The sequence below is a fragment of the Acinetobacter sp. GRABPA_MV_2 genome, from assembly GCF_056725885.1.
Genome location: NZ_JBWZNA010000018.1, coordinates 57,823 through 72,604, shown reverse-complemented (window position 1 = coordinate 72,604; position 14,782 = coordinate 57,823). Strand labels below are relative to the sequence as shown.

15 protein-coding genes are annotated in these 14,782 nt (G+C 39.1%); 13 read left to right on the top strand and 2 right to left on the bottom strand.

Annotation, left to right across the window (positions count from 1 at the left end):
- The first annotated feature begins 10 nt into the window (after positions 1 to 10).
- Positions 11 to 1,297, top strand: a complete 1,287-nt coding sequence (gene filE / locus ACXM0J_RS14900; protein WP_479750619.1) for a putative pilus assembly protein FilE — start codon at positions 11 to 13, stop codon at positions 1,295 to 1,297.
- 12 nt (positions 1,298 to 1,309) lie between these two features.
- Entirely contained in the window at positions 1,310 to 3,334 is a 2,025-nt protein-coding gene (filF, locus tag ACXM0J_RS14895) for a putative pilus system protein FilF (protein ID WP_086265260.1), read from the top strand.
- A gap of 55 nt (positions 3,335 to 3,389) precedes the next feature.
- Here filF and ACXM0J_RS14890 read toward each other — a convergent pair whose 3' ends face one another.
- Positions 3,390 to 3,938: an NUDIX hydrolase gene (locus ACXM0J_RS14890; protein WP_002115876.1), complete on the bottom strand. Its 549-nt coding sequence runs from the start codon at positions 3,936 to 3,938 to the stop codon at positions 3,390 to 3,392.
- Between the two features lie 114 nt (positions 3,939 to 4,052).
- Between ACXM0J_RS14890 and ACXM0J_RS14885 the strand changes: the two genes are divergently transcribed.
- The 6 genes from ACXM0J_RS14885 (at position 4,053) to fghA (ending at position 9,234) form a co-directional block, all read left to right on the top strand.
- Entirely contained in the window at positions 4,053 to 4,679 is a 627-nt protein-coding gene (locus ACXM0J_RS14885; protein WP_086265259.1) for a CoA pyrophosphatase, read from the top strand.
- 22 nt (positions 4,680 to 4,701) lie between these two features.
- Positions 4,702 to 5,229, top strand: a complete 528-nt coding sequence (locus ACXM0J_RS14880) for a gamma carbonic anhydrase family protein (RefSeq protein WP_086265268.1) — start codon at positions 4,702 to 4,704, stop codon at positions 5,227 to 5,229.
- Positions 5,230 to 5,363: 134 nt separating this feature from the next.
- Positions 5,364 to 6,029 (top strand): tRNA (adenosine(37)-N6)-threonylcarbamoyltransferase complex dimerization subunit type 1 TsaB, encoded by a 666-nt coding sequence (gene tsaB, locus ACXM0J_RS14875; protein ID WP_086265258.1) that lies wholly within the window; start codon positions 5,364 to 5,366, stop codon positions 6,027 to 6,029.
- Between the two features lie 11 nt (positions 6,030 to 6,040).
- The gene (locus tag ACXM0J_RS14870; RefSeq protein ID WP_086265257.1) at positions 6,041 to 6,832 is read left to right on the top strand and encodes a class I SAM-dependent methyltransferase; all 792 of its coding nucleotides are present in this window, start codon (positions 6,041 to 6,043) and stop codon (positions 6,830 to 6,832) included.
- Positions 6,833 to 6,968: 136 nt separating this feature from the next.
- Positions 6,969 to 8,420: a C13 family peptidase gene (locus ACXM0J_RS14865; RefSeq protein WP_032004344.1), complete on the top strand. Its 1,452-nt coding sequence runs from the start codon at positions 6,969 to 6,971 to the stop codon at positions 8,418 to 8,420.
- The gene (fghA, locus tag ACXM0J_RS14860) at positions 8,389 to 9,234 is read left to right on the top strand and encodes an S-formylglutathione hydrolase (RefSeq protein WP_086265256.1); all 846 of its coding nucleotides are present in this window, start codon (positions 8,389 to 8,391) and stop codon (positions 9,232 to 9,234) included. Before ACXM0J_RS14865 ends, fghA begins: the two co-directional genes overlap by 32 nt.
- 5 nt (positions 9,235 to 9,239) lie before the next feature.
- Here fghA and ACXM0J_RS14855 read toward each other — a convergent pair whose 3' ends face one another.
- A complete protein-coding gene (locus ACXM0J_RS14855; RefSeq protein ID WP_000843456.1) occupies positions 9,240 to 9,512 on the bottom strand; it encodes a DUF2218 domain-containing protein in 273 nt (90 codons plus the stop codon).
- Between the two features lie 184 nt (positions 9,513 to 9,696).
- On the opposite strand from ACXM0J_RS14855, the gene rpe reads away from it, so the two are divergent.
- From rpe to ACXM0J_RS14830, 5 genes are all read left to right on the top strand, one after another.
- A complete protein-coding gene (gene rpe / locus ACXM0J_RS14850) occupies positions 9,697 to 10,383 on the top strand; it encodes a ribulose-phosphate 3-epimerase (protein ID WP_000043044.1) in 687 nt (228 codons plus the stop codon).
- Positions 10,384 to 10,739: 356 nt separating this feature from the next.
- Positions 10,740 to 11,561 carry a Cof-type HAD-IIB family hydrolase gene (locus ACXM0J_RS14845; protein ID WP_086265255.1) on the top strand — a complete coding sequence of 274 codons (822 nt, stop codon included), beginning with the start codon at positions 10,740 to 10,742 and terminating at the stop codon, positions 11,559 to 11,561.
- Between the two features lie 103 nt (positions 11,562 to 11,664).
- The gene (locus ACXM0J_RS14840) at positions 11,665 to 12,060 is read left to right on the top strand and encodes a hypothetical protein (protein ID WP_130625935.1); all 396 of its coding nucleotides are present in this window, start codon (positions 11,665 to 11,667) and stop codon (positions 12,058 to 12,060) included.
- Between the two features lie 41 nt (positions 12,061 to 12,101).
- Positions 12,102 to 14,036: a copper resistance system multicopper oxidase gene (locus ACXM0J_RS14835; RefSeq protein WP_086265254.1), complete on the top strand. Its 1,935-nt coding sequence runs from the start codon at positions 12,102 to 12,104 to the stop codon at positions 14,034 to 14,036.
- Positions 14,023 to 14,778, top strand: a complete 756-nt coding sequence (locus tag ACXM0J_RS14830) for a copper resistance protein B (protein ID WP_213034418.1) — start codon at positions 14,023 to 14,025, stop codon at positions 14,776 to 14,778. The genes ACXM0J_RS14835 and ACXM0J_RS14830 overlap by 14 nt, the downstream gene beginning before the upstream one ends.
- The last annotated feature ends 4 nt before the right edge of the window (positions 14,779 to 14,782 follow it).

The following is a 14,782-nucleotide window of genomic DNA, read 5'->3' as shown; positions in this document are numbered from 1 at the left end:
TTGCGAACGGATGTCTCGACCTAGATTTGCTATTGCGATTTTTTTTGTTGCAATAGCAAGTAATTCTGCTATTTATGCGGATGGTTTTTATACGATTATTGGTCCTGATGGTCGACCAATGATTGTTCCGAGTAAAAGGGTGGAACGAACTGTTACACCGTCTAAGGTATTAACAAATCCAGAGATAAAGACGTCTCGTCCAGAACAGCAAGTATTGCCAGAAACATCTTTAAAATCAAAAGAATTGCCTAAAGTAATTACGAAATCGTCTAATACTGCACCAACTGCACCAACTGCACCAACTGCACCAACTGCACCAACTGCACCAACTGCACCAACTGCACCAACTGCACCAACTGCACCAACTGCACCAACTGCACCAACTGCCTTGATAAAGAATCAATCTACGGTTTCAAAACATACAAAAATAAGTAAAGAAGAATCAAAAATTATTGATCAGAAGTCTAGTTTATCGACTACTAAAGAAAAAACAGTGATAGAGGATTCTGCCTCCCAGCAAAAGATTGTAGAAAAAGTAGAAGTTAATTCACTTCCACCCTTGTCTAAGGATATCGTTACTTCATCAGCACCAGTAGCACCAAAAAACGATGAGATGCAGTACACTACCATTGATGGTGTGGAATACGTTAATAATGAATATTTAGAGAATCAAGAGTTTAATCTAGAAGGGAAAAAACGTTTTTATATTATGCCTGACGGTTTAGGTCGTACTGAATCTATTGAGCGTAAAAAAGGTGTTGGTCAGTCTATCCTTGATAACGTATTGCACCGATCTCAAGAAGATCAAGCCACCTCTGTGGTATTAGCTCCTACTTATGTGAGACTTTCGCACAAAGAGTTAGCAAGCACTTTTGAAAATGATTTGTGTTTTATTAATGGCTATAACAAATCAATAAAAAAGCTAAGCCAGAATAAAGAAGTTGGGTTATGGCCGAGAAAACCTCTTAAAGAAAAGTTTGAATACGAGGTCGTAAAAATAGATTCTTCTATTAAGAATATACAAGTAGCTTCCTATGCCACAACCAATGATAAGCCTGTATATTATTGGCCCCTCGCTGTTTTCTTGGATGAAAAGGGTTGTGTTATAGAAGGTGCTAGTGGTTTTAAAAGTAAGTCGTATCCTGCGACGATTTTACAACATGCATCGATTTTAGGTGTTTTACAGGTGCCAGAACGTACACACTATATTATGTTAACGCCTTTATCTTCGGCTGTGGATATGCCGGATCAAGAACTATCTAATCAGGGACAAATTAAAATTTCGGTATTACGTTAAAAATAAATAGGAATGATGATGAGTAAAAATTTTTTATTACCTTTTGCATTATCCACATTGGCAATTCTATTAAATGGTTGCGGTGGTGGTGGCTCAACAATTAATGAAGATCCTACACAAGGTGGCGGTGAGATTCCGACCACTAATTTAGACTGTACTGCATCAGACGATACTTGTTTAAATTTTGTATTAGATTATCCAGTGGAAGGCTTAAATTTTGATTGTAGTATGTCACCTAATCAGCGTTACATTACATTATTAGAGGTTGACCCTGAAACGAATAAGAAACTTAATGCTGTCACTGGAGCTTGTAGCATCAGCAGCAGCAGATCGGATGAAACGATTAGTTTGTATTTACAAGGCAGTAATACCCACAAGATTGCGTTAGGTACTATAAAACTTGATACATTAGGAAAATATGGGGCAACTCATTTAACAGTTTTGGATATGGCGACAGCATTAACTGGACAACCTCCAGCTTCAATGAGTAATGCTGATCCAACTATTAAAGTGGCTATGGCTTTAGTTAAGTTATTCCAAAGTATTGGTGTTGAACGTGGAGATAATGTGGTAGGTGATTTACAACCAACCCAATTTACTCAAGATAAGAAAAACCTGTTGACTAATTTGACACAAGATATAACCGCAACAGAATGGAAGAATGGGCAATATGCAACCCTTCTAAAACCTTGGTTAGATGTAAACAAAGTGTCTGATGCACAAGCTTATGCACTTGTGGTTCAAGTCACAAACTTAGCAAATGCAGCATTATTACAGGCGACTGAAGCGACTTATGCGGGATTTGTAGACCCTGTAAATTCTCCACTACCGCTTGGGTTTTATGGTTGTAATCAGGCATTAGTAGATTGCTTTAATAAATCTACCAGTAATTTACGTCATATGATGGCCAACATGTTCGTGCTGACTGACCGTGAAGGTTATGCAATGGGTTATGGCTTACAATGGCGTGGTGATGCTACTTTATATAAAGATAAGGATGGAAACGTGACTGGTGTAGCTCCACCAGTTTTATTGTGGACCAAAGCTAAACCAATACAAATGGTCGTTGCTGCACATCAAAATGGCTGGTTTAACCCAATTTCAAAAGATATTCAATCGACTCAGCCATTACGTTTAAGCGTTGATAGTAATGCAAATAATGATTTGCAAATCTATCAAGGCAAGTTTATGAATGATTATGCGGTTGCGGGCAGTGAAGGTTTTTATAAGCAGTTAACACGTTCCACCACAGGAAATATTCAACATTATGGTTTATGGCGTCAAACAGTAGGCACAGAAAATTATAAGGGTTCACTCGATATTATTAAAGTCAATCCGATTAGTTATCTTGGAAAAGAAATTTTTAAAACAGCAGCAAACGTGAGTTCTGGTCAACGTTATGTCTTCCCATTATATGCGACTTTAACATTCCGATTTGATACTACTGGGATAGCTCCTATCGATTTAGGCATTGTCGTTGATGAAAAAGGAAATATTCGTACGGATATTAAACCAAATGCAACTGCAACGGATATGTCTGGTCAGTGTGCAACGGTAGCAGACAGTAGCTTAATTGATAGTAATGGTGTGCAACAATACCGACTTGGTACTACAGGAGGTACACAGTCATCGGATAATGATAGCTCTATTCCTGTTCGTATGATTTTATCACACCCTCAGTTAGGTAACCTTAATGGGATTTTGATGGGACTTAACTCTGTAATAAAGCCAGATTCTGACCCGGAAGATAAGATAGATGACTCAATTTCAGTGGGTGGAGCAAAGATTAACCTCTATAACTTATTAGCAGGCCAAAACAGCAGTAATAGTATTAATTTAAGTGATTATCAGAATGAGACTGCGCGTTGGGTTAATGCCTATGCTTCCTATCAAGCTGTTTATAATAATATTAAGGATATTAGTCCAGCACCAACAGATGCTGAAAAAGCTTTGGCCGAACGTAGGAAGGGTACAGTGTCCATTAAACTAGCGGATCAGTCTATTCCAGCTTGTAATGCAATTAAAACTAAGTCTTAACCTATTAAACAAATAAAAAAGACCGCTTAGCGGTCTTTTTTATTTGTTTAATTAATTAACCCGTATGGTCTAAGCGAGTCCCCAAAGTTTCAAGATGTGTTGGAAAAACTTGTTTCTTACGATCTTCAAAATAATGTCTTAAAGTATGTTCAACACTAGGAAAGGCGAGTTCTCCCCATGGAATTTCATGCTCTTCAAATAGACGACTCTCGATGCTTTCTTCACCTGCACCAAAAATTCCATCTTTCAGCTGTGCTTTGAAAAGAACATAAATTTGACCAATACGCGGAATATTGTACATGCAATAAAGTTGTTCTATTTCTATCTCGGCTTCTGCTTCTTCACGAGTTTCACGTGCTGCACCTTGTTCCATGGTTTCAAATAATTCCATATAACCAGCAGGTAATGTCCACAAACCATAACGAGGTTCAATCGCACGACGACAGAGTAATACTTTGTCTTCCCATAACGCTAAGGCACCGCAGATTACTTTGGGGTTTTCATAATGAATATTTCCACAATGAGTACAAACACGGCGTACTTTATGATCACCTAAAGGAATTTTTTGTTCGGTTTTATGCCCACACGCTACACAGAAACTCATAATTATCATCGAGTATAGAGATGCCTCAGCATAACTGAATTTTTAGACTTACGCATCAACTCTATTCCCTAACTTTGATTTTCAGATATGATGCAAAGAGAGACAGAATAATAGGTGAATGGTATGGAAGAGCACTTGCTAACACAAAAGTTACAGCAAAGATTGCGCTTTTCCACCCGCATACAAGAAGCACAAGCAGCAGTACTCATTGCAATTACGAATGAAAATGATCCAAAGGTACTGCTTACACGCCGTTCAATACATATGAACAACCATGCGGGGGAAGTTTCTTTTCCTGGTGGAAAGCGTGACCCCAGTGATACGAGTAATATTGTTGTAGCGCTAAGAGAAGCTCAAGAAGAGACGGCTTTAAATCCGTTTGATGTACAGTTGTTAGGTGATTTACCGATGCAGCGTGCAAGAAGTGGTTTGTCTGTAAAACCCATCGTTGGGCTTATTCCCCCTGAGGTGACTTTAGTACCTCAGCCTACCGAAATTGATCGAATTTTCTTTGTCCCGTTACAGCAACTTATTGAAACGCGTCCGACACCCTATGAAGTACGGTATGCTCATCAGTCTTTATATTTTCCAAGCTTACAGATTGATAATGAAATTATCTGGGGTTTAACTGCTCGTATGTTGGTTGCTCTTTTTAAATATGGATTGGGTTATCAAAAAGATTGGCCATTTTTACTTAACTCACCAACCTTTGGAATGCCAAAGTTTTCTCATAAAAAATAAAGATCAGGATTGATAAATTATGATGTATAGCTATCAAGGACAGCACCCCAAAGCATTACATGAGCCATGGGATGGCTGGGTTGCTCCAACTGCAACGCTTATTGGGCAGGTAGAACTAGGCCGTCAGGTCAGTATTTGGTTTGGTGCAGTAGTTCGTGCCGATAACTGTGTAGTTCGAATTGGTAATTTTTCTAATATTCAAGAAAATTCTGTCTTGCATACCGATGCTGGACTTGAGCTAAATATTGGTGAATATGTCACAGTCGGTCATAAAGTCATGCTGCATGGTTGTACGATTGGTGATAATAGTTTGATTGGTATGAACGCCGTAATTTTAAATCGGGCTGTAATCGGTAAAAATTGTATTATTGGCGCTAATGCTCTAATTCCTGAAGGGAAAGTAATTCCGGATAACTCAGTGGTGATGGGCTCACCTGGTAAAATTGTCAAAACATTAGATGAAGATGGCGCGGCCAAAATACGATTGAGTGCACTGTATTATGCTGAACACTTTAAGAACTATGCAGATTTGAAAGAGTTCAACTTTTAAAATTTTTAATAAGTTATTTTCTATGCCGAGCACAAGCTTGGCATTTTTATTTAGAGAGAGAACAACTCGCCTATCAGAGCCGAGTGGGGTATCATAACCTTCGTTTTTAATCTGATTTAATACTAAGGTTGTGCATGAAATTGCTGGCGTTGGAAACTGCAAATGAGCAGTGTTCTATTTCATTAGTCGATGAAACCCAAGAACTGTTTTTTCAACTCGATACGCGGGCGAAAGCACAAACCCAGACCATTTTGCCTATGATTGAGCAAGGGCTACAACAAACAGGTCTTGAGGTTGCAGGTCTGGATGCGATTGCCTTTAGCCGGGGGCCAGGTTCTTTTAGTGGTGTTCGAATTAATGCTGCTGTTGCTCAGGCTTTAGCTTGGTCACAAGATTTACCAGTAATTCCCGTTTCTACATTGCAAGCTTTAGCACAAGCTGCTTACCGACTTGAAGGTTTGGAGCAGGTGACTGCGGTGCTCGATGCGCGTATGAACGAAGTTTACATTGCAAGTTTTGTTCTAGATGAACAAGGAATTATGCAGTGTATTGATGAAGAAAAATTAATGAGCTATGAGCCAGCAGCAGCTTATGCAAAACATTGCTTAATTGGTTCGGGCGCAAAGTTACTTCAAGCTGATGCAGAGCATCAAACAATCACTGCAACTGCACAGGATATTGCTTCTATTGCACGTGTTTATGCTGCACAAAAGCAATGGGTGGATGCCGAACATGCTTTGCCAGTTTATTTACGTGATGATGCGTGGAAAAAAATAGCGGATCAGGGTAAAGCAAAATAAAGGCAGTACTCATGCATATATATTTTGAAGTAGATTTTCAAGAACAGGCACAGCACTACCAAGCTGTGCTTTGTTCTAGAGGTGTGACTGTCGATTTACAGCCAATTGAAAAGCTGAATGCACGGTTTTTACGCTTCAACCCTGAAATTGCCCTTTGTGTAGATGAAAACGGACTTTGGTTATCTGCTAATGGCATGAAAATGCAGCCTGACTGGAAAGCTGAAATTCCACGTTTAAAACGTGCAAGTCTTAAATCGGAAATGATTGCTCGTGCTTGTCAGTTAGGTGAAAAGCCGGTACTGGTTGATGCTACAGCGGGTTTAGGCCATGACAGCTTACTGATGGCTTATCTAGGGGCTCAAATCCAGCTCGTTGAGCGCCATCCGATTTTATTTACTTTACTTGAAGATTCAAAAGCTCAGGCGGAACGTGATCCATTTTTAAGTCAATTTATGGATCGTATTCAACTGATCTTTGCTGACTCTGGAAGCTATTTACAGCAATTACATCAAGAAGCAAAAACGGTTGATGTAGTCTATCTTGACCCGATGTTCCCACAGCGCGACCAGAATCAACAAGCAATTAAAAAACAGGCTCAAGTCAAAAAGCAGATGCAGCTTCTACATCTCCTTTTACCCGAAGATGGTGAGATGGATTTGGGGGATAATTTGCTGGTTTTGGCACAGAAAGTTGCTAAACGTGTCGTGGTTAAGCGGCCACGCCATGCTATTTTCTTGGCAAATCAAGAGCCAGCTCATCAATGGCAAGGGGATGCTTGTCGTTTTGATGCGTATTTTCAGTAGGCTTATGTAAGGTTAGGTTTTATTGCTTGAATAATGCACAAATATATGTGATATAGTTCAAAAGCATGATTGCTAAAATTCTTAGCAGGCATACACTTAAGATGCCTGTCAAAAACGAAATTTTTGAAAACCTTTTATGATTGATCTTAAACCCTCCATTAACTTTTGGCATGATTTTAAAAGCAACCAAATTGCCGGAATGTGGCTGTTTTTGGGGTCAAGACGTTCTTTACAGATTGTGCATCCATCTATTCTTCAGCTTATTGTCTGGGGAATTTTAGGAGGATGTACTAACTCTCTTTATAGTTGGCTTGTCGCTGGTCAAATCGGTGATTTTAATTCACAAGGTTTAATTGGTTATGCACTTTGGCCATTTATTGCCTTAATTGTCGGTATTTTCTTATCTCAGCGCACCAACCAACCTCGTTTGATGCTAGTACCTGCTTTACTGTGGTTGGTTCTAGATACAAATATCTTATTAATTCAATGTTTAATTCAGTATTTGGGTTCTAATGGTTATCTCAACTTTATTCCCGATGCTATTTATAACGGAATTTTACCGAGCTTATTTGTAGCTTTATTCGTGTGGCAAAGTTTAGCGGTAATTTGGGTTTTCTCACGTGAGCTTAAATGGCCATGGTGGGAACGTGCATTGGTTATGGTTGCGACTATTGCAACGATGGTGGTTTGGCAACTTTCTGTAAAAGATCAACCGATTTGGAAAGTAGAAGATACGGCTCCTACATTTGCTGAAGATGCTTTTTATGCGCAAAGTAAACTGTTAAATGATTCTTTAGAGCAAGTTCAATATGGTGAGCTCGCCAAAAGCCATTGGTACTTTTTAGGTGTTGCTGGCGATAGTTATCAAGATGTTTTTAAATCGGAAGTGGTCCGTATTAAAGAGCAGTTTGATACGCGTTTCGGAACGATTGGTCGTTCGATGATGCTGGTCAATAATCCAGATACACGAACAGAAATTCCGATTGCATCTAAAACCAGTATTGAACTGGCACTACGCCGTATGGGCCAGCAAATGAACCGTGATAGCGATGTCCTATTTCTATATATGACTTCACACGGTGAACAGAATCACTTCGAAATTGAAAATGCACCATTAGATTTAGGGCAAGTAGACCCGAAATGGTTGCGTGAAACACTTGATAAATCCGGTATTCGCTGGCGTGTGATTGTTATCTCAGCCTGTTATTCAGGAAGCTTTATTCCTGCTTTACAGTCTCCTGATACTTTAATTATTACCGCATCTGCCGCTGATAAAACTTCTTTTGGATGTAATAACGAAGCTGACTATACCTATTTCGGTCGGGCTTTCTTTGATTTGGCTATGCGAGAGCAATCGTCGATGAAAGACTCGTTTAACACAGCTAAGCAAACAGTAACCAAATGGGAAGTGGCTCAAGGTGTTGAACCTTCAGAGCCTCAGTGGATGATTGGTAAAAATATGGAACTTATGCTACCTCAATTGGAAAAGTATCTATTTCCTCAGCAAAATACAGGTAGTGTAGATATTGCTCAAACAAAAACAGAGGCTAAAAACGATGCAACTCCTGCAAAAAAACCGCTGCTTTGAGGGCGAGCAGCGTATATACCAATTTGAATCTTCTTATTTAAAAGGACCAGCGAAGTTTGGTGTTTATTTACCACCGGCAGCTTTAGAAGGTAAAGCTTGCTCAACTTTGTTTTACTTAGCTGGGTTAACGTGTACTGAAGAAACCTTTGCCATAAAAGCACATGCTCAGCATCTGGCAGCACAACTTAGTCTTATTTTGATTACACCTGATACTTCTCCACGTGGCGAACAGGTTGCGGCAGGGGATCATTGGGATATAGGTCAAGGCGCAGGCTTTTATATTAATGCCACAGAAGCACCTTGGTCTGAGCATTATCAAATGGAAAGTTATTTAATAGATGAGTTATATCCACTCATTTTAAAAAGCTTTTCTGTAAATGCTCAACAGGTTGGTATCTTTGGGCACTCAATGGGTGGCCATGGCGCATTGACTTTGGCTTTTAAATATCCTGACAAGTTTAAGTCGGTATCTGCATTTGCACCGATTTGCGCGCCAACTGAATGTGCATGGGGTGAAAAAGCTTTTAGCCATTATTTGGGTGCAGATCGTGATAGCTGGTTGGCTCATGATGCCACGGCTTTAGTCTCAAAAAATGGTGCGGTATTTAATGAAATTTTGGTGGATCAGGGGTTAGATGACCAATTTTATGAACAACTTCACCCTGAAAAATTTAAACAAGCATGTTTAAAGGCAGGACAGCCTTTAACTTTAAGACAACATGCTGGCTATGATCATGGCTATTATTTTATCCAGACCTTTATGGATGAGCATTTGCAGTTTCATGCAATCCAGTTAGAAAAAGTATCTGGCTAATTAGTTTAGTGTTGCCATTCAACTTGAAATTCTTGTTGAGCCATACGGTTTAGATGATCAAGAACAACTTTTTCTAAGTGGTTGTGGTCATCTAACTGACTATCAATAGCAACGTTTAACTGCTCTGTTTCTGGTGCAAGCGTAATTGTTGCGGTAGGCATTAAGATTTTAAAATCTTGTTCGGTTTCTTGTACTTCAAATTTGTGTTTCCAATGATTAACTAGACGTTTTGCAATGCGTTTTCCATCGTTTGTTAATAGATGAGTTGTGCTTTTCATTATCAATCCTCACATTGGTTTAATGTACCTTAACAAATTCATTTGGCCATTAGCATTCTATTGTTGCAACGTTACGTTTCATGTTTGAAATGTTGTCATTTAAGCAAGGAAGGGCGGGCCAAGTAGGTTCTTTTTTGTTATAATTTTTAGCCTCTCCTTAAACTTCTAGCCAGGTCATCCACCTATGTCCAAGCCTTATTTGATTGCTCCTTCTATTTTATCTGCCGATTTTGCTCGTTTAGGCGAAGATGTAGACAAAGTGTTAGCCGCAGGTGCAGATGTAGTGCATTTTGACGTGATGGATAACCACTATGTTCCAAATTTAACTTTTGGTGCAGGTGTATGTAAGGCTTTAAAAAACTATGGGATTACAGCTCCTGTTGATGTGCATCTAATGGTATCTCCAGTTGATCGTATTATTGGCGATTTCCTAGAAGCTGGGGCAGATATTATTACATTCCACCCAGAAGCATCTCACCACATTGATCGTTCATTACAGCTTATTAAGTCTGGTGGTGCTAAAGCAGGTTTGGTTTTTAACCCAGCAACACCATTGCATTATCTAGATTATGTACTTGATAAAGTTGACCAAATTTTATTAATGAGTGTAAACCCTGGTTTTGGTGGACAAAAGTTCATTCCAATGACTTTAGAAAAATTACGTGAAGCTCGTAAAATTATTGATGCAAGTGGCCGTGATATCCGTTTAGAAGTTGATGGTGGTGTTGGTCCTGCAAATATCCGTGAAATTGCAGAAGCTGGTGCAGATATGTTTGTTGCGGGTTCAGCAATTTTTGGTCAACCCGATTATAAAGTTGTGATTGACCAAATGCGTGCAGAGCTTGCGAAAGTAGGCAGTGTTGATGCTTAAAAAGATAGAGTTAATCTAAAATAAACTTGTGGATAACTTTGTTTATAACTGTATGGATAACTGTGTTGATAACCGTATGGATAAGATGTTGGTAAAATAAACAAAATTAGATCAACCGTTTATTCTCTAGACAAAAACTATGAAAAAAGAACGTTTTGGCGTTCTTTTTTTATGCGTGTTGAATAATTTATTAGCTGGTTTTTTATTAAGCTTTGCTAAAAAATAACCTGTGCAAAAAACGATGCAGCTCTGTGTAAAACTTTTTGTGCATGCATACGTATAAAACTGTAAAAGTGTCATGAAAAATAAAGCTAAATTTGGTTTAATAAGTTTTTAGTAAGAGACCTCGATTATTAATGACAGTAAAAATTTTAGCAGTAGATATGGATGGGACTTTTCTTAATTCCAAAAAGCAGTACAACAAAGCACGTTTTTTAAAACAATACGAACAACTAAAACAAAATAATATTCATTTTGTGGTAGCCAGTGGTAATCAACTTGCAAAACTTGTTACCTATTTTCCAGAAATTAATCATGAGATTGCTTTTATTGCAGAAAATGGCGCACATGTTGTAGATGCTGGGCAAGAATTAGCTTTTGCTCATTTAAGTCAGCAACAATACGTTGAAATTTTAAAAGCGATTGACCCAGCGTATACCTCAACCATGGTGATCTGTGGAAAAAAAAGTGCTTACGTGCATAGAAGTATGAACGCAGAAGACTATGCAAAAGTTGCCCGATATTTTGAAAAACTGACAGTTGTAGATGACTTTTATGCACTAGATGATTTAGTGTGCAAAATTACTTTTACCGCTCAGGAAAACGAAAGCTTTGCGATTTTTGAGCATTTTCAGAAGCAAAGTTTTGTAGCAGATAAAGTTTTGGTACCTGTTTCAAGTGGTTTTAATTTTATCGATTTGATTCTTCCAGACCAACATAAAGCACATGGCTTGAAGCTGTTACTACAAAAATGGCAGGTCGAACCTAATCAAGTAGTTGCGATTGGTGATAACAACAATGATATGCAGATGATTAAAGCTGTGGGCTATGGGTTTGCTGTTGAAAATGCAGTAGAAGCATTAAAAGCCGTGGCACCTTATACCACTGTAAGTAATGAGCAAGAAGGTGCATTAGAGGTGATTGATTTAGTCCTTCAACATCAACCACCATTCCCTTAATGATTTTAAAACAATCAGTTGAGATAGAAAATTGTATCTGTTTTAAAACTTGGTTATGCTAATAGGACTAAGATCCCTCATCGGCTTTAGGTGATAAATCACAATGGCTCTACAACACTTACGCAAGTATGCTTGGTTTGTGTTCCTAATGGCTTTCGTCATTGGGTGGAGTGGTGTGTCTATTGCTCAGACGCCTATGCAGCATGATCTTCATACTATGCCGTGTCATAGTGAAAAAACTTCGCATAACAATATGCATATTCAAGCAGATGATCAGCCTGTATGTAATCAAAAGATAACACAGTCTCTTCATTCGCATGGAGAGCATTGTCAGGACTGTAACCCTGTCCATTGCCAAATGGTGAATTTTGCTCTGCAGCAAGCTGTACCAGACGTTGAATCCCCATTTATTCCTATTTCATATCAATTTAGCAGTATTTATCAGGCTCAACATTTAGCCGGATACTGGCAAGAAATTTTACGTCCTCCTAAAGCTTGATCCTTATTTACTTATTTTTTTAATTAAAAAGGATCACAGCAATGTCTCATAAAACGATTAGCAGCTTAGTCGCTGTATTTGGTCTATTGGTTTCACCATGGACCCTAGCGGCAATTAAGGAATATCACCTTAATATTAATGAACAACTGGTCAATGTTACCGGCAAACCCCTTAAACGAATTACTGTAAATGGAAAATTTACAGCACCACTCCTTGAGTTTGAAGAAGGGGATGATGCTGTTATTCACGTCCATAACCAATTAAAAAATCAGGATACATCTTTGCACTGGCATGGCTTATTACTGCCAGGGTTAATGGATGGTGTACCTGGTTTTAATAATTTCAAAGGAATTGCGCCAAACGGAGATTTTGTTTACCGCTTTAAGGTGAAACAAAACGGCACCTATTGGTATCACGCCCATAGTAAAGGCCAAGAGCAAGATGGTTTATATGGGCCACTCGTGATTTACCCAAAAGGCAAAATGCCTGTAGCTGCTCATGAAAAAACTGACCGTGATTACGTGGTGATGCTTTCAGATTTTCATAATTCTTCTAGCGATAGCATTATGAAGAATTTGAAGAAATCTGCTGAGTATTATCAAAACCGTCGTGAAACGGTATCTGATGTCTTGAAGCAGGTTAAAACACAAGGTTTAAAAGCAACTTGGCAAGATCGTTCGATGTGGAATCAGATGCGGATGTTAAAAACCGATATGTCTGATGTGACGGGCTATACGTTCTTGGTCAACGGCAAAACACCTCAGCAAAATTGGACAGGTAACTTTAAGACTGGCGATAAGGTTCGATTACGATTTATTAATGCATCGGCCATGTCATTTTTTGATGTCAGAATTCCAAATTTGAAAATGACTGTTGTGAGTGCAGATGGACAGCCAGTTAAGCCTGTTGCAATTGACGAGTTTCGTATTGGTACAGCTGAAACCTACGATGTCATTGTAGAGCCTAAACAAGCAAATTATCAGATTGAAGCAGAGTCTATTGACCGTAGTGGTTTTGCTATCGGTACTTTGCATAATGGAAGTGCACAGGCTCTAGGCCCAGTTCAAATGCCAGAACCACGTCCACGCGCTTTGTTAACCATGGAAGATATGGGCATGAGTCATGGGGGTGGAAATGGTGAACATGCTGGCCATCAAATGAACATGCAGCATGACATGTCGGCCATGCCTGAAATGAAAAAAGAGGCGAGCCATGCTAATCATGATTCTACAATGATGAAAATGGATCATGACATGAAAAATATGTCCTCTGGCCAACACGACCATTCTATGATGCAAATGAAGCATGACATGTCAGCGATGCCTGAAATGAAGCATGATATGCAGGCAATGTCAGCTAGCGAGCATGACCACGCTATGATGAATATGAATCATGAGATGCCGATTCAAGCTGACAATAAGACTAAAAAGGATGAGCCAGTTTATGGCTGGGCAAATGCTTCAACACCAGCGGGTATGAAGGCACTGCAATATAGCGATTTGCAATCTTTAACACCTCAACCAGATACTCGTGCACCGGAACGTGAGTTAGTCATTCGTTTAGGTGGCAACATGGAACGTTATATCTGGACCATTAATGGCAAGAAATTTAGTGATACGACACCATTACAAGTTAAGTATGGCGAACGCATCCGCTTGAAGTTTGTGAATGACAGCATGATGGCTCACCCAATGCATTTACATGGCATGTTTATGCAATTAGAAAATGGCCAACAAGCTGAAAACTTACCAAATAAACATACCCTTATTGTTCCACCTGGAAAGACGGTTACTGCGTTATTGACAGCTGATGCCTTAGGAGAATGGGCGATTCATTGCCATCTGCTCTATCACATGAGTGCCGGAATGATGAATAAGTTGATTGTTGCTCAAGTAAATGATGGAAAACAACCTGCTCAAGCTCAACCACCAGTTCAATCTAAAAATGAGAAAGGAGCTAGTCATGCGCATCACTAAGTTATTTTCTCAAATGTTATGTTGCAGTGCTTTCTCGAGTATATCTATATTTACTTTTGCTCAAGAACCTTTAACACATGATCATTTACGCGAACACGGTGGTCAGATCTATCAAGCAACTACGATTGATACGGGATGGACTCAAAACGAAGAGGGAGAAGGTAGTTTTTCTTCGGAATTAGAAACTTGGGTGGGAACTGATGAAAACAAATTGTTCATTAAAGCCCACGTTGAAAAAGCAGAGTCAGAAGATGCTAATTACGGCGGTTCAGTACTTTATAGCCGAAATGTAGCTGACTATTGGGATGTACAGGCCGGTGTAAACTACGAACGTTTGCAAAGAGAAGATGAAAAGCAAGATCGCTGGGCCGGTGTAGTGGGTTTGCATGGCATGGCACCTTACTTTTTTGAAACCGATGCTTATCTTTATGTAGGTGAAGACCAGCTATGGAAGTTAAGTCTAGAAACAGAAAGGGACTTACTCTTTACCCAAAAGTTAATTGGTAAACCTTATTTAAAAGTAGATGTTGTTTTGCAAGATGAATCTCAATATGCCAGTAAAACAGGTTTATCAAGTTTACAAGCTGGTTTTCAAACCCGTTATGAAATCAACAAAAAGGTCATGCCATTTGTTGATGTCGGTTATGGCTATGAGAAAGGTCTAAAACAAACTGATTGGCAAACTGGAACCGACTCCGAACATGGTTGGTATTATGGAGCAGGGTTAACACTAAAATTCTAATTGC